Genomic DNA, 15436 nt, shown 5'->3' with positions numbered 1-15436 from the left:
GGAGACGGGCGTCCGCCGCTCCCCGTACCGTTGACGCATGGGACTGCAATGGGAAGCCGTGGTGGTCAACGCTCTCGATCCGACAGCCCTGGGACGCTGGTGGGCCGAGGCCCTGGGCTGGGGAGCCGTGACCGACTCCGACGGCGACGTCCACATCCGGCCCCGGGCCGACAGCCACCCGGAGATCCTGTTCGTGGCGGTTCCGGACCGGAAGCAGATACCGAACCGCCTGCATCTCGACTTCCAGCCCGACGATCAGCAGGCCGAGGTCGCGCGGCTTCTCGGGCTCGGCGCCCGGCACGCGGATGTCGGTCAGGGCGAGCAGAGTTGGGTGGTGCTCGCCGACCCCGAGGGCAACGAGTTCTGCGTCCTGTCAAGCCGGCGCTGACGCCGATCAGGCCACCTTCGCCCGCAGGGTCCGCAGCGTCTCGTGCTGCACGACGAGGACCCGGCCCACCGGGAGCCCGAGCAGGCCCGCGGTGTCGTGCACGGACAGCCCGTCGATGACCCGCAGCAGGACGATCTCCCGGGCGGTGGCGTCGAGATGGCGTAGCAGCACGGCCACTTCCGCCGGACTGTCCGGACTTCCGACCGCGCTGCCGTGGGCGTCCGCGACGGTCCGGCTCACGACGCGATACACCTCGCGGACAGGATGGTCACTGCGAGCGAGAGCCGGAAGTTCGCACGCGACCGCGAGCAGCGCTTCGTGCGCCACCTCGTCCGCCGGCCGCGTGACCTGCGTGGAATTCCCCACGCGGGTACGGCAATAGCGCACTACCTGCGGCCACAGCGTCGTCATCACTCGCTCGACAGCCTCGCGATCCCCCGCCGCTGCGGCCGTCGCTGCCGAATGCAATTCCTCGTCAAGCACACTCATATGACCCTCGATCCCCCGACCTCGCCGTCTCCGGTCATCCGTCACGGCGCTTCCGTACTCATCTTCCGGCACACGAGGGGGGGTCAACACATCCGGGAGGTTCCGTTCATGCTGAGTGTTGTTTAGTGCATTCTGCATGAGTGTCCGGGTTACCCCGGTCACGTTCACCACTCAGTGGTGTTCCCGCAGCAATACCGTCAGCCCACCGAGCGGCGGGTCTTATGGTTGGTTTCTGTCGGGCGTCTTTTACGTCTCGTCCGCAACTCGCCGAAGACGCACCACCGTCAACCGCTGCGAGGGCAGCGAGGTTGAGAGCAGCATTGTGATCACGATCAGCGCGGAATCCGCACGCATCGCAGGTGAACACCCGAACCTTCAGGGGTAGTTTGGCTTTCACTACCTGACAGTTCGAGCAGGTCTTACTCGACGGATACCAACGGTCCGCCACCTGCAGACCGGTGCCAGCCCACTCGCACTTATAGGTCAGTTGTCGCCGGATCTCGGCGAACGCCGCATCCTGCAGAGCCCGGTTCAACCCCCGTTTGTAGGCGCCACCGGAACGGGTCATTCCCGCGACGTTGAGGTCTTCGACGACGACGGTATCGAAGTCCCGCACCAGTCGGGTGGTGAGTTTGTGCAGGTGATCGCGGCGACTGTTCGCGATGCGGATGCGCACCGCCCGGATCTGTTCCTGGGTGCGCAGCCAGCGCCGGGAGGGTTGTTGACCGGTGCGACGATCCGGGCCGACACGGCGGGACGCACGGCGCCCGAGGCTACGAAGTTGTTTCGCATGCCTGCGTGCGTGCGTCGGATTCTCGATCATCTCCCCGTTCGAGAGGACTGCGAGGTGTTTGACCCCCACATCGACTCCGACCACCACACCGCAATCGCCGACCGCGGCGGAGGTACCGGTGGTGGCGGATGGCAGTGCCCGCGCGGGGAGAGCGATTTCGACCGAGAACGACACCTGCCACCGGCCCCGACGAAACGAGAGGGTCGCCGACCGAATCCGCGCCGTCCCGGCGATCGTCTTTCGTGCCAATTTGCGGGTCGATTCGGCAGACCGGACCACGCCGATCCGTGGTAGTTGGATGTGGCGTCGATCCCCGCTGTCGGTGACCAACCCGAAACTGCCGGTGGTGAACCGGCACGACAGCACCGCCCGTTTGCCCTTGAAGCGGGGGAATCCCATCGGACCTTTGCGTTTTCCGGATCGGGCGTCGGACCAGTTCGATAGGGCGGCCGCGCAGTTCGCGAGTCCGGAACTGTAGGCCTCTTTCGAGTTCTCCGGCCACCACACCTGCCCGGTGTCGGTGTTGACGGCGACGTCGTCTTTCACGGTGTTCCAGTATTTGCGCAGGCCGTACGCCGACCAGGACACCGGCGGCGTCAACTCCGCGTCCGGGATCTCGTAAGACCGTTCCGCAGTCCGTTGGTCGAGGTTCGCCTTGACCTGCGACAGTGCCCAGTTGTAGGCGAAGCGCTGCGCCCCACAGTGCGACCGCAACACCGACGCCTGCTCCGGGGTCGGCTCGAGGACAAAAACGTAGGCACGGATCACCGTCCGAGAAGAGTCCGCAACCTGGTCGAGCGCCGCGCCCGGAGCCGTGACGTGGTCACCGGGATCGGCGAGCACAGCTGTGGGCGTCACGACAGATCCGCCGCAGCGGTCACCGCAGCTGCGGCACTCCGGCGTGAACCACGCCGCCCGCATCGGCGGGCACACAGCGAGGCCTTCACCTCGGTCATATCGCGCACCAGATCATCACCACCCGTCGTCGGTCAACACAAGCACGGTACGACAGGGCACCGACAACACAGCCTCGATGAGGCCGAACCCGAACCTGGCGAGTCGGTCCCGATGCCGACGACACAATCGGATCAGCCACTTGCCTGCGAAATGAAGTGGTCGGAACCGATCTCGGTGACCGTCCTCGACACACCCAGACCCCGCGTTCCATATTCGGTCACACCACACCCCCGCCTGGCGTTCCAGATCGGCCTACTGACAGGACGACACCCGGCAACACGCACCAACGCACCCACCGCCGGGTCCCGACCGCCGGAACCCCCACCACAATCGTCTCCGAGAGCAAACAGTGAGCCTGGACCGGCAGTGCCGCCGCGTGGAACTACACCAACGGGGTCCGATACTGCACACCGGTCGCCCAACCCCGCAACATCACTGCACTAAACAACACGAAACGACATCAAACATTCAGAACACGCAGACTGTACGCAACCCCCTACATGTCCGGCTTCCTCCGCAGGTTCTTGGTCTGGCCGCGTTGCTTCTTGGCGTCGAGTCTTCGTCGGTGCGAACCCTTGGTCGCCTTGGTCGGACGCCGAGTGCGGGTTTCGGCGAGGACCGCCGCGCGCAACAACGCCGCCATCCGGGCCCGGGCAGCGCGCCGATTGCGCAGCTGCGAACGGGTTTCGGACGCCGTCACGGTGACCACCCCGTCAATGAGCCTGTGTCCCAGCTGAACCTGCATGCGTTCGAGCTGGGACGGCGACAGCGTCGACAACGTCCACAGGTTCACTCGCAACTCCACCCGCGAGTCCGTGGTGTTGACGCCCTGACCGCCGGGACCGCCGGCGCGGGAGAACCGCCACTGCAACTCGGCGGCCGGAACGACGAGCGACCGCGTGATCTCGAGGTCGTCGGTGACCTCGCCGCCGGGAAACACCGGAGGAACCTCACACTCCCAGCGCCCGAGCGAGCACCGGCCAGGAATCGTGCAGGTCGTCCTGCCAGTATCCCCACGAGTGTGTGCCCGAGTTACGGAAACTTGCGGTTGCAGGTATTCCCAGTTCCCCCAGGCGATCCGTAAATCGATGGGTGCAGTAGTTGGTCACCGCTTCGATGGGACCACCCGCGTAGATCTGACGCGCGAGCGTCGCGACGTTCCCGTCGATCCCGGGGCCGTCCAGGGTCTCGTGGCGCCCCGGCAGACCGTTGCCGTTGGAGAGGAACAGTTCCGTTCCGCGCAGTTCGGCGGCGTGAACGTAGGGATCGTTCGCCGCCCACGCCGGATCGTCCGCCTTCCCGTACATGTTGGCCGGGTTGCCGTAGCCGTAGTTGTCCATGGTGATCTTGATGAAGAGCTGACCGAGCGGATCACTGATCAGAGCGCAACCGCTGTAGGCGGCCACACCGCGGAACAGGCCGGGAGCGGCAATCGCCAACTGCAGAGCGGCAGTACCCACCCGTGACATGCCGGCGAGCGCGTTGACTCCGTTGGTGCCGAGGGCCGCGTCGACGACCGGCGGAAGTTCCTGAGTCATAAAGGTCTTCCACTTGTTCACCCCCATCACCGGGTCGGGGCTCTTCCAGTCCGTCCAATACGCGTTCTCGCCGCCGGACGGGCTCACGACGTTCACGTTCTGGTCGTCCAGGAACTCTTCGACATCGGTCTTCTCCCGACGGACCTGACCGTCGAGGAAGTACAGCGTCGGCCTCGGCACGCTGGTGTCGGCGGGGCGCTGCACGTACACCGGAACGACCCGCTGCATCGACGCCGAGAAGACGTGCAACGTCAGGTGTCTCGAATCGATCACGGTGACGTGATCGAGCGTCGACCCGTTCGGCGCCACCGCGGAACCTGCCGCCTGACCGGTGTCGACGATCGGATCGGCGGCCGCCGCGACGGTGCCGCCGAGGCAGAGAGAGACCACGGTCACAGCCGTCACGGCCGCTGTTCGCAATTTCCCCCGAAAGATCTGTCGTGTCACGACCGAGTACCGCCCTCCACCCGCACGAATTCCGGTCCCGGGCATGCTAACAGTTCCCGCGATGCCGAGTAACGGAAGAGCCCTTCCGCGCGATGAACATCCGACCCCCCACGTTCATTGAAGGACCGGCATGACGCTTCCCCCGCCCTCATCACCTGCCACTCGTAAGAAGTGGCCCTGGATCACCGGCGGGATCGTCGTAGTCGTGGCCGCGGTCTCGTTCCTCAGCCCCGGACAGGACGACCAATCGGCCCAGGCCACAGCGGTATCCGCGTCCGTGACGCCCACGGTCGCCGATTCGACGACGGCGCGTGCCGCGTGGAGTTCGTCGCCACCGGTGCCGGTTTCGTCTGCGCTCGCCCTCTCACCCGTCGAACCCGCCGCGGCCGGCGGCGCCGACGCGACCGCCGCGTTGCAGCAACTCGCCGGCCTCGAGGTCAAGGGACGCGCACCGAAGACCGGCTACGACCGGGATCTCTTCGGCCGGGCGTGGACCGACGACGTCACGGTCGACGGCGGTCACAACGGGTGCGACACGCGGAACGACATCCTCGGGCGCGACCTCGAACAGATCGTGTTCAAGCCGGGCAGCCGCGACTGCGCGGTACAGACCGGAACGCTGCTCGACCCGTACACGGGCAACACCATCTCCTTCGTTCGCGGTGAGGGCACGTCGAATGCCGTGCAGATCGATCACGTCGTCGCGCTGTCCGACGCCTGGCAGAAGGGGGCGCAGCAACTCGACACCGCGACCAGGACGAACTTCGCGAACGATCCGCGGAACCTGAAAGCCGTCGACGGCCCCACCAACCAGCAGAAGTCGGACGGAGACGCCGCAACCTGGCTGCCCCCGAACAAGAGCTATCGGTGCACCTACGTGGCCGATCAGGTGGAGGTGAAGGCCGCGTACGGGCTGTGGGTGACCCAGGCCGAGCACGATGCGATCGCCCGGGTTCTCCAGGACTGCGGGGAGGCGACGCCTGCGGTCGCGCCCGCTCCGACTACCAGCACGGTCCCGGAAGCAGCACCTGCGCCCGCCCCCGCTCCGGCACCCGCACCGGTCCCGTTCGTCGACACGGCACCGCCGAGCGACGTCTACTACAAGAACTGTTCGGCGGCCAAGGCGGCCGGTGCCGCGCCGGTCCACATCGGCGAGCCGGGCTACGGCACCCACCTCGATCGCGACGGCGACGGCGTCGGCTGTGAGAGCTGATCCGGGCCTGACGCGACAAGCACCTCCGCCACCAGTTAACCTGAACTGCCTGCAGGGACGTCGGGTACCTGTAGCGCATTCGTACATGTCAGAAAGATGAGATCGGCATGACCACTGCACCCGACGCACTCGGGCACCCCCCACATACGGACGAGCCGGCAGTCGCCCGCACGTATTCGAAGCCGGCGTTGTCGGCGCGCGAAATCGAGGTTCTCCGCCACTGGTTGCGCGGCGACTCCAAGCTCGCCGTCGCCGCCGACCTCCACATCGCGCTCGGAACGGTCAACACGCACCTGACCCGCATCCGCGAGAAGTACGCGCTGGTCGGACGTGATGCGTCCACCAAGACGGCGCTGCTGGTACGGGCCCTTCAGGACGGGATCATCACGATCGCCGAGCTCTGACGTGTCTACGCCCTGCGCAGGGCGTCCCGGTCGATCTCGGCCACCGACGTCAGGCCACTGAGACCCATCGTGAGGTCGAACTCGGCGATCACGTTGGCGGTGGCGTCCCGCGCACCGGCCTGACCTGCGAGGGCCAGTCCGTACAGGTGGGGCCTGCCGAGCGTCACCGCGTCCGCACCGAGGGCCAGGGCCTTGAAGACGTCTGCTCCCGTGCGGATTCCGCTGTCGAGGAGCAGCGTCAGCCTGCCGTCGACGACGGGCGCGATGTCCACGAGCGCGTCCAGCGACGACACGCTGCCGTCCACCTGCCGCCCACCGTGATTCGACACCACGATGCCGTCCACCCCGGCGTCGAGCGCGCGCCTGGCGTCGTCCGGGTGCAGCACGCCCTTGAGGAGGATCGGCAGCGACGTCCTGCTGCGAAGGGTCTCGATATCGGCCCAGCTCAGCGACGGCCGGGAGTAGATGTCGAGGAACGTCTCCACGGCGGCCCGCGGTTCCGGCGACCGCAGGTTGTCGAGAAAGCGGCCCGGGAAGCGCCGGGTCATCGACACCAGCGACCGGATCGCGCCGAGCGTCACCTCGACGTCCGCCTTGCCTGCGGCGGCCTTGATCCGCTCGTGCACGATCCGGCGGAACACCGGATCGGACGTGTACTGCGCGATCCCCTGCCCCTGAGCGAAGGGCAGCGAGCCGAGGTTGAGGTCTTCCGGGCGCCAGCCGAGCATGGTCGTGTCGAGGGTGACGACGACGGCGTCCGCACGAATGTTCTCGGCACGCTGGAGCAGGCTGTCGACGAGATCGTCGTCGGTGCTCCAGTACAGCTGGAACCACCGGGGTGCGTCGCCCATCGCCGCCGCACTCTCCTCCATCGGTGCGCAGCCCTGGTTGGAGAAGATGTACGGCACACCCAGTTCGGCGGCCGCGGCCGCGATCGCCACATCCGCCTCCGGCCTGGCCAGTTCGGCCGCGCCCACCGGGGCGAGCAGCACCGGGGCCGGAATCCTGCGCCCGAACAACTCGACCCCGATGTCGCGCTTCGAGACGTCGCGCAACACCCGGGGAACGATCTGCCACTTGTCGAACGCATCGCGGTTGGCCTGCATCGTGCGACCCAGCCCCGCGCCGCCGTGGACGTACGCCCACCCCTTCGCGCTCATCTTCCTCTTCGCACGTCGCTCCAGCGTGTCGAAGTCGGTGGGAACGGAGGGTGTGCGGCCGAGGACGCCGTCGCGGTAGATCAGATTCTGGCGGGCCCGGCCCGGACTGTCCTGGTTCTCGCTCGCAGACATGCGCCGAGTCTTCCACAGGCCGGCACGAACCGACGGCAGGTCGCCGGGACGCGTAGGTTTGTGACCGGCACCACACCGAACCCCAGACATCCCAGGAGACCGAGATGTCCGACCGCCCGTCCCTCACCGGCGCTCCCTGCTGGATCGATCTCACCAGTTCCGACCCACGACAGGTCATTCCGTTCTACACCGGACTGTTCGGGTGGAGGTCGGACACCAACGAGGATCCGCAGTACGGCGGTTACTCCATCTTCAGCATGAACGGCAAACCCATTGCGGGCCTTGGCCCGCAACAGCAGGGCAACCCGTACGGCAACGTGTGGACCACGTACATCGCGTCCGAGGACGCGGAGGCCACCGCGGCGAAGGCCGCCGAGGCGGGCGGCCAGGTGATGATGCCCGCAATGGTCGTGGGCGACCAGGGCACGATGGCCATCCTCGGTGATCCGGCCGGCGCCGTGATCGGCGTGTGGCAGGCCGATCAGCACGACGGATTCGGTCTCGTGGACGAGCCCGGCGCGCCCGTCTGGCACGAAACGCTGTCGCGGAACTACGCGGCGGCGCTCCCGTTCTACGCGGACGTTTTCGGCTGGACCTTCCGGACCCTCGGCGACACAGACGAATTCCGGTACTCGCAGGCGAACCTCGGCGACCACACCGTGGCCGGAGTCATGGACGCCGACTCGTTCCTGCCCGAAGGCGTCCCCTCGTTCTGGCAGTTCTACATCGGCGTCGAGGACACGGATGCGGCGGTCGCGAAGGTGACCGAACTGGGCGGCAGCGTCCGGCGCGAACCGGAGGACACCCCGTTCGGGCGGCTCGCGTCCGTCGCCGACCCGCTCGGCGCCACCTTCCAGATCACGACGCTGCAGTCCTGATCCGGTGACGGTGGCGCGCAGAACGCGCCACCGTCACACCGGGCCGAACGGCGCCTGCGCCTCCTTGGCGTCCCAGATGTCGAGGAGCGAGCGGAGAATCTCCTCCGACATGCCCAGGCCCCCGAGATGGCTTTCCCCGTGCATCGTGTGGAACTCGGCGTCGGGAAGAAGCGACACCATGTGCTGCCCGTGCCGGAGCGGAATGATGTGGTCGCAGTCGCCGTGCCACCACCGCACCGGGGTCTTCACCGCATTCACCCGGAATCCCCAGTCCCGCGCGAACAGGACCAGGTCGGCGAACGGTGCACTGAGCTGCTTACGGCCGCCGTTGAGCAGATCGTCGAGGAACATCGCCTTGAACTCCGGCCGCGCGAGCAGACGGCGGTCCCCCTCCGGCGACAGCCGCCCATACAGGTCGATAATCGGCGACGCGAACGGTCTCGCCAGCCTGATCACGGAACTCGCCGCCAACCCGACGGGGACACCGCCCGCCGACAGCACCGGAGCCGCCAGGACGGCGAGATCCATCAGCCCGCTGCGGATCGCGTCGGGACCCTTCGTCGGCGCGACACCCCCGAGGATGCCGGTCGCGACCACGCGGTCGGGCATCGCGTACGCCGCGGCCAGTGTGTAGGGCCCGCCACCGGACAGGCCGACCACGGCCATCTGGTCGACGCCCAGCGTGTCGGCGACCGTCCGCAGGTCTTCGGCGAAGTCGATCACGGCGCCGTAGCGGTGCGGCGTCGACGACCCGACCCCCGGCCGGTCGATCCCGATCAGCCGCACGTGCTCGCGTTCGGCGAACGCCCGGGCCTCCATCGGCACCTGACGCCGCGCACCGGGTGTGCCGTGCAGCCAGAACACCGCCCTGCCCTGTGCCGAACCGAACTCCGCGAAGCCGAGCCGACGCCCCTCGCCTACCGCGACCGTGCCCTCCAACTGCGGGCGTGCGATATCCACCATGCCCACAGCTTCGCACGTGACACCCGTCACGTTTCCGCCCGGGACCCGATCAGCGGTGTGCGGTGGATGTGAACTGGTAGGTCGCGGCATCGACGATCTGCTCGGGAGACACCTCGATCTCGCCGTTCAGCCACGCCGTCATGAGCTCCGCGAGCCCGCCCACGAACAGCAGCGCGGTGATCTCGTCCTGCGGCGACGACCACGCCCGGTCGCCGTAGAGTTCCTTCGATTCCTCCGCGACCAGCAGGGCGAACGCCCGCAACAACTCACGCCGTCGCGTCCGCAGCGGTTCGGCGCCCGCCGATTCGATGATCGACACCCGCCCTTTCCTCGGGTCCGCCGTCAGGATGTCGACGAACGTCGCGATCGCCGCCCGCGCCCGCACCTCGGGGTCGCCGGTCACGGTCTGGAGGGTGACCCGCGTCGCCTCCGCGATCTCCGCGGCAATGCCCTCGATCACCTGCACCAGCAGGTCGTCCCGGTCGCGGAAGCTCTCGTAGAAATAGCGTTCCGTCAGTTTCGCCTCGGCRCAGATCGCGGTCATGGTCGCCTTCTCGCCGCCGACGGTGCCGAACACCTGTAGTCCCGCCTCGAGTAGTCGCGCGCGGCGCTCCGCGGCGCGTTCCTCCGAACTTCGACCGCGGTACTGGCGCGCCGGTGAACTCATGACTCGATGTTGACAGACCCGCCGGTGTGACGCACACTACACACATCTGACAGAGAGTCCTGTCACATACGCCACGAGGAGGGCCGATGCCCAAAGTTCTCGCTGCTCCCCCACCACAAAGCGCCCTGCAACCCATCTCGGGCAATGCCGGATTTCCCGTCATCGGACACTCACTGGACTACTTCCGCGACCCGATGGGACTGCTGCAGAGTCGCTGGGATCGCTACGGCCCCGTGTCGTGGCTGAGCATGGCCGGCAAGCGGTGGGTCACCGTGCTCGGACCGGACGGCTGCCAGACGGTGCTGCAGAACAAGGACCGGGCCTTCGTCAACAGCGACGGGTGGAGCGTGCTGATCGGGCCGTTCTTCCACCGCGGGCTGATGCTGCTCGACGGCGACGAACACCTCGCCCACCGGCGAATCATGCAGCAGGCCTTCACCCGCGACCGGCTGTCGCGCTATACCGAGGCACTCCATCCGGCCGTCGAGAAGGGGCTCGACGGCTGGCAGCCCACCCCGGGCTTCGCCGCGTACCCCGCGCTGAAGGAGCTGACACTCGATCTCGCCACGAGCATCTTCATGGGCGGCGCCGAGGGGTCGACGCCCCGGGAGATGGCCGAGATCAACAAGGCGTTCATCGACAGCGTGCAGGCCGCCACGTCGGTGGTGCGGTATCCCCTGCCCGGAACGCGGTGGAAGCGCGGCATCGACGGGCGCGCACGACTCGAGGAGTTCTTCCGCCGCTATCTGCCCGCGCGGCGAGCGGGCGCCGGCGACGACCTGTTCTCCGCGCTGTGCCACATCGAATCCGAAGAGGGGCAACGGTTCAGCGACGACGACGTCGTCAACCACATGATCTTCCTGCTGATGGCGGCGCACGACACGTCCACCATCACGCTGTCGACGATGATGCAGTACCTCGGTCAGCACCCCGACTGGCAGGAGCGGTGCAGACGGCAGTCGGCGTCACTGGGCACGTCCACCCCGACCTACGGTCAACTCGACGAACTGACCGACCTCGACCTCGTCATGAAGGAATGCCTGCGCCTCGTTCCGCCGGTCCCGGTGGTCGCCCGCCGCGCGGTCGAGGACACCGAGGTGCTCGGCCACTACATCCCCCGGGGCACGTACATGTCGGTGGTCGTGCACTTCACCCATCACATGCCCGAGTACTGGCCCGATCCGGAGAGGTTCGACCCCGAACGGTTCGCACCCGAACGCCGCGAGGACAAGGTTCACCGGTTCGCGTGGGAGCCGTTCGGCGGCGGCGTGCACAAATGCCTGGGGATGCACTTCGCGGGCGCCGAGATCAAGACGGTCATGCACCACCTGCTGCGGCGATTCGACTGGCAGGTGAGCCCCGGCTACGTCGCCCCGCTCAACTACACCTCGCTGCCGTTTCCCTCCGACGGCCAGCCCGTGGACCTGTACCACCGTGTCGGCTGAGCCGACTCTCCACATTGCGGGCTGAGCCGATATCCCAAGTGCAGCCTGAGCCGATACACCATAGTGGAAGTCATGACCGTTACGGCGCCCCCGCTCGACGTGTATTCGCAGCCGACGCTGTCCGCCCTGATGCCGTCCGTCCTCGCCGCACTCGGCGTTGCCGGCGAACCCAACCGGCTGCACCTGCCGGACAGCAGGCACACCGTGGTGTTCTTGATCGACGGCCTCGGCTGGACATCGCTGCGTCGCCACCGCGAACACGCCCCGTTTCTCGACAGCCTGACGGGACGGCCGATCCGGGCCGGCTTCCCCACCACGACCGCCACCAGCATCGCGTCGTTCGGCACGGGGTTGCCGTCCGGTAGTCACGGCATCACCGGCTACCAGTCATACGTTCGTGAGGTTCGCGGCACGCTCAACTGGTTGTCGTGGCGCGCGGGCCACAAGGGCGACGAACTCACCCGGCTGGTGCCCGAGGTCGTCCAGCCCGCTCCGACCGTGTTCGAACGCGCCGCGGCAGCCGGTATCACGTGTACGACGGTGGTTCCCGCGAAGTTCGACGGGTCCGGGCTCACCCGCGCCGTCCTCCGCGGCGGCACGTTCGCAGGAATACACGCATACGGTGACCTGATCGCGCACGTCGTCACCGCGGCCCGGGCAGGCGACCGGACCCTCACCTACTGCTACCTCAGCGAAATCGACACGCTCGGGCACATTTACGGACCGGGATCCGAATCCTGGTTGCACCAGGTCGCCCTCGTCGACCGGCTCGTCGAGAGGCTCGCCGCGGGACTCGCGGCGGCACAACCCGACACCCACCTGTACGTCACCGCCGACCACGGCATGGTCATCGTCGACGACGCGGACAAGATCGACTTCGACGCCACTCCCGCCCTGTCGGACGACGTGGTGGCGCTCGCCGGCGAACCGCGGTGCAGGCACGTCCACACCCGCGCCGGAGCCGGGCACGACGTCGCCGACCGGTGGAGGAGTGAACTGGGACACCGAATGTGGATCGGCACGAGGGACGAGGCCGTCACGGCGGGACTGTTCGGCCCGGCCGTGCGGTCCGAGGTGCAGGGCCGTATCGGGGACGTCGTCGCCATCGCCCAGGGCGGGGTCGCGGTGGTCCGCCGCAAGGCGGAGTCGAGGCTGTCCGCCCTGCCCGGGCAGCACGGCGCACTCAGCGACGACGAGTTGCTGATTCCTCTGCTGCACGGCGCCACCACGTAAACCCGGGTCGCTCACCGGTCCGCGCGACCACTCCTGATAGAAATGACGAACAGCGTTGATTTCAGGAGAGATTCATGCCCCGCTCTGCGGTACCGAATACCGGCTCCATCATCACGACCATCCGCACGAAGTGGGCCTGGATCCTCGCCGGGCTGTTCGTCGTCGTGCTCGTCACGATGCTCACTCCGGACCCCGACGACACCCTTGCCGCCGGAACCGGACCGGTCGCACCCTCGGAAGTCACTGACGCACAACAGATACAGACGGCGTTCACGCAACTGTCCACCCTCGAGGTGAAGGGCCGGGCACCCAAGACGGGCTACGACCGGGAACTGTTCGGCGCCAGCTGGACCGACAACGTGTCGGTCGAACTCGGACGCAACGGCTGCGACACCCGCAACGACATCCTGCGACGCGACCTCGTCGACGTCACGTCACGGGACCGCACCCGCAACTGCGTGGTGCAGTCGGGCACGTTGCGGGATCTCTACACGGGCACCATCATTGCGTTCACCCGGGGCACGAAGACGTCGGACGCCGTGCAAATCGATCACGTGGTGGCACTCTCGGACGCGTGGCAGAAGGGCGCTCAGCTCCTCGACGCGCAGACCCGGGCGGACCTCGCGAACGATCCCCGCAATCTGCAGGCGGTGGACGGACCCACCAATCAGCGCAAGAGCGACGCCGACGCGTCGACATGGCTGCCCCCGCTGGCGGCGTACCGCTGCACCTACGTGGCGCGGCAGGTGGAAGTGAAAGTGGCGTACCGGCTCTGGGTGACGCCGCCCGAGCGCGATGCGATGGCCGCGGTGCTCACCGGCTGCGGAGCCCGGTGATCACGCGCCGGGCGGGGTGAGCCGGTTCTCGGAGCCCGTATCGACCGACGGGGCCGGCGCACCGGAATCCCAGTCGACGGAGTTGTTGGACCCGGTGAGTTCGAGGGAGTCGAGGGACACGGCGCGCACGAAGTTGTCGTTGCCACTCACCGTCATCGCACCGGAGTCGTCCACGGTCACGGAGTTCCCGCTGCCGCCGACCGAGATCCGCCCCGCCTGCTTGCCGAGCACGGTGACGGCGTTGCCCTGCACGTCGATCGACTCGACGACGTCGATGATGGCACTGTTGCTGCGTCCCGAGATGGTGAGCGTTCCGGTCTGCCCGCCGACGACGTTGGTGTCCTGACCGTTCACGACGACCGCGTTCGACGTCGCGACGTTCGCCGAGACGCCGTTGGCCTCGATGGTGACGGTGCCGCACTCGCCGTCGAGGACGACCACGGCACCGTCCCTGTCGACGATCACGTCGCGGCCCGCGCAGTCACCGCCCGAGTTCAGTTCCACCGCGGAGCCGGACACCGTCGAGGTGCTGCCGCCGCCGGTGCTCCCGCCGCCGCAGCCCGCGAGGGCCACGGCGCCGGACATCAGCACCGCGACGGCGACCGACTGCCGGGTGACACTCATCGACCCCTGCTTTCCTGACCCCGACGGGCCCGGGTCAGTTCTTCGCGAGTACCGGCATCGTCACGACCTGGGCCGCGTAGGACAGCCCGGCGCCGAAGGCGAGCAGCAGGGCGGTGTCGCCGGGCTTGGTTGCGCCGGACTGCAGCATCTCCTCCATGGCGAGCGGCACCGACGCGGCCGACGTGTTGCCGCTCTCGGCGATGTCGTCGGACACGGGCACGTTCTCGGGGAGCTTCATGCTGCGGGCGATCACCTCGGTGATCCGCGAGTTGGCCTGGTGCGGGACGAACGCGTCGAGATCGTCGACCGACATGCCGGCCTTCTCGATCGCCCGCAGGGCCACCTTGCCCATCTCGAAGGCGGCCCAGCGGAACACCGCGGTACCGGCCATCTTGATGTACGGGCGCGTGGCACCCGGCGTCGTGATGTATTCGTACCAATCCAGGTCCTGCACGATGGCGTCGGCCTGGGCGCCGTCCGAACCCCACTCCACCGGACCGATGCCGGCGACGTCGCTCTTGCCCACGACCACGGCGCCGGCGCCGTCACCGAAGATGAACCGCGTCGAGCGGTCGGTGGGGTCGGTGGTGATGCTCATCTTCTCGACGCCCACGACGAGGGCGTAGTCGACGGACCCTCCGCGAACCAGATCCGACGCCACGGTCAGCGCGGTGCAGAAGCCCGCGCAGCCACCGCCGAGATCGAACGCTCCGGGCCCGTTGGTGCCAAGGGCGTCGGCCACCACCGCCGCGGCGGGCGGGGTCAGCAGGAGGTACGTCGACGTCGCGACGATGACGCAGCCGATCTGCTCGGGATCGATCCCGCTCGCTTCGATCGCCTTACGCCCGGCTTCGATGGACATCGTGACGACGTTCTCGTCCTCCGCCGCGAACCGCCGGTTGCGGATACCCGAGCGCGACTGGATCCACTCGTCGTTCGAGTCGATCAGTTCACAGATCTCGTCGTTGGTGACGACCCGTTCGGGCCGGTACACGCCGAGCCCGAGAAGGGCGGACTGCCGACCTCCAGCCACGGTGGCAATCTGCTTTCCCATCGATCGATCTCCTCATCAGGTCCCGCGTGGTTACGCGCAGTGTGGACTTGTCGCCAGCACACGTTACGTCGGCGACCGCCCAGCGGGTAGCACCGGTTCCTGTTACTCGTCGGTAATATCGGTTCGGTGGGGGTGCCGATGAAACGAACACTGCGGTCAAACCGACACTTTCGTAAGAACAGACTTGTTAGACTTCTGGCGATTTCCAGCAGTTG

16 protein-coding genes are annotated in these 15436 nt (G+C 67.5%); 7 read left to right on the top strand and 9 right to left on the bottom strand.

Annotated elements, in window-relative coordinates; all coding sequences use genetic code 11:
- Positions 1-37: 37 nt before the first annotated feature.
- The gene (locus AC1D1G_RS09405) at positions 38-388 is read left to right on the top strand and encodes a VOC family protein (protein WP_280780662.1); all 351 of its coding nucleotides are present in this window, start codon (positions 38-40) and stop codon (positions 386-388) included.
- A 6-nt stretch (positions 389-394) separates the two neighbouring features.
- Here the strand turns inward: AC1D1G_RS09405 and AC1D1G_RS09400 are convergent, their stop codons facing one another.
- The 4 genes from AC1D1G_RS09400 to AC1D1G_RS09385 form a co-directional block, all read right to left on the bottom strand.
- Positions 395-877, bottom strand: coding sequence for a sigma factor-like helix-turn-helix DNA-binding protein (locus tag AC1D1G_RS09400; RefSeq protein WP_477951810.1), 483 nt, complete (start codon positions 875-877; stop codon positions 395-397).
- Positions 878-983: 106 nt separating this feature from the next.
- On the bottom strand, positions 984-2528 hold the full coding sequence (gene tnpB, locus AC1D1G_RS09395; RefSeq protein ID WP_166680668.1) for an IS607 family element RNA-guided endonuclease TnpB: 1545 nt from the start codon (positions 2526-2528) through the stop codon (positions 984-986).
- A gap of 595 nt (positions 2529-3123) precedes the next feature.
- Positions 3124-3567 carry an alternative ribosome rescue aminoacyl-tRNA hydrolase ArfB gene (arfB, locus tag AC1D1G_RS09390; protein WP_280780862.1) on the bottom strand — a complete coding sequence of 148 codons (444 nt, stop codon included), beginning with the start codon at positions 3565-3567 and terminating at the stop codon, positions 3124-3126.
- Positions 3568-3577: 10 nt separating this feature from the next.
- Positions 3578-4570 carry an alpha/beta hydrolase gene (locus AC1D1G_RS09385; protein ID WP_477951808.1) on the bottom strand — a complete coding sequence of 331 codons (993 nt, stop codon included), beginning with the start codon at positions 4568-4570 and terminating at the stop codon, positions 3578-3580.
- 172 nt (positions 4571-4742) lie between these two features.
- On the opposite strand from AC1D1G_RS09385, the gene AC1D1G_RS09380 reads away from it, so the two are divergent.
- Entirely contained in the window at positions 4743-5825 is a 1083-nt protein-coding gene (locus AC1D1G_RS09380) for a GmrSD restriction endonuclease domain-containing protein (RefSeq protein WP_477951807.1), read from the top strand.
- Positions 5826-5932: 107 nt separating this feature from the next.
- Positions 5933-6229: a response regulator transcription factor gene (locus AC1D1G_RS09375; protein WP_280780657.1), complete on the top strand. Its 297-nt coding sequence runs from the start codon at positions 5933-5935 to the stop codon at positions 6227-6229.
- A gap of 5 nt (positions 6230-6234) precedes the next feature.
- Here the strand turns inward: AC1D1G_RS09375 and AC1D1G_RS09370 are convergent, their stop codons facing one another.
- The gene (locus AC1D1G_RS09370; protein ID WP_105417291.1) at positions 6235-7521 is read right to left on the bottom strand and encodes a lactate 2-monooxygenase; all 1287 of its coding nucleotides are present in this window, start codon (positions 7519-7521) and stop codon (positions 6235-6237) included.
- 104 nt (positions 7522-7625) lie between these two features.
- Here AC1D1G_RS09370 and AC1D1G_RS09365 point away from each other — a divergent pair, with 104 nt between their 5' ends.
- A complete protein-coding gene (locus AC1D1G_RS09365) occupies positions 7626-8399 on the top strand; it encodes a VOC family protein (RefSeq protein ID WP_477951804.1) in 774 nt (257 codons plus the stop codon).
- A 33-nt stretch (positions 8400-8432) separates the two neighbouring features.
- On the opposite strand, the gene AC1D1G_RS09360 is transcribed toward AC1D1G_RS09365, so the two are convergent.
- Entirely contained in the window at positions 8433-9362 is a 930-nt protein-coding gene (locus tag AC1D1G_RS09360) for an alpha/beta fold hydrolase (protein ID WP_011597417.1), read from the bottom strand.
- A 49-nt stretch (positions 9363-9411) separates the two neighbouring features.
- Positions 9412-10029 carry a TetR/AcrR family transcriptional regulator gene (locus AC1D1G_RS09355; protein WP_477951803.1) on the bottom strand — a complete coding sequence of 206 codons (618 nt, stop codon included), beginning with the start codon at positions 10027-10029 and terminating at the stop codon, positions 9412-9414.
- 86 nt (positions 10030-10115) lie between these two features.
- Here AC1D1G_RS09355 and AC1D1G_RS09350 point away from each other — a divergent pair, with 86 nt between their 5' ends.
- From AC1D1G_RS09350 to AC1D1G_RS09340, 3 genes are all read left to right on the top strand, one after another.
- Positions 10116-11474: a cytochrome P450 gene (locus tag AC1D1G_RS09350; protein ID WP_477951802.1), complete on the top strand. Its 1359-nt coding sequence runs from the start codon at positions 10116-10118 to the stop codon at positions 11472-11474.
- Positions 11475-11546: 72 nt separating this feature from the next.
- Entirely contained in the window at positions 11547-12707 is a 1161-nt protein-coding gene (locus tag AC1D1G_RS09345; RefSeq protein WP_280780653.1) for an alkaline phosphatase family protein, read from the top strand.
- A 74-nt stretch (positions 12708-12781) separates the two neighbouring features.
- Positions 12782-13543, top strand: a complete 762-nt coding sequence (locus AC1D1G_RS09340; protein ID WP_477951800.1) for an HNH endonuclease family protein — start codon at positions 12782-12784, stop codon at positions 13541-13543.
- Here AC1D1G_RS09340 and AC1D1G_RS09335 read toward each other — a convergent pair whose 3' ends face one another.
- Positions 13544-14167 (bottom strand): DUF3060 domain-containing protein, encoded by a 624-nt coding sequence (locus AC1D1G_RS09335; protein WP_283351633.1) that lies wholly within the window; start codon positions 14165-14167, stop codon positions 13544-13546.
- Between the two features lie 34 nt (positions 14168-14201).
- A complete protein-coding gene (locus tag AC1D1G_RS09330) occupies positions 14202-15221 on the bottom strand; it encodes a beta-ketoacyl-ACP synthase III (RefSeq protein WP_105417277.1) in 1020 nt (339 codons plus the stop codon).
- Between the last annotated feature and the right edge of the window lie 215 nt (positions 15222-15436).

It is taken from the genome of Rhodococcus sp. P3_B8 (assembly GCF_056402775.1).
This window is presented reverse-complemented; position numbering and strand designations above follow the sequence as displayed.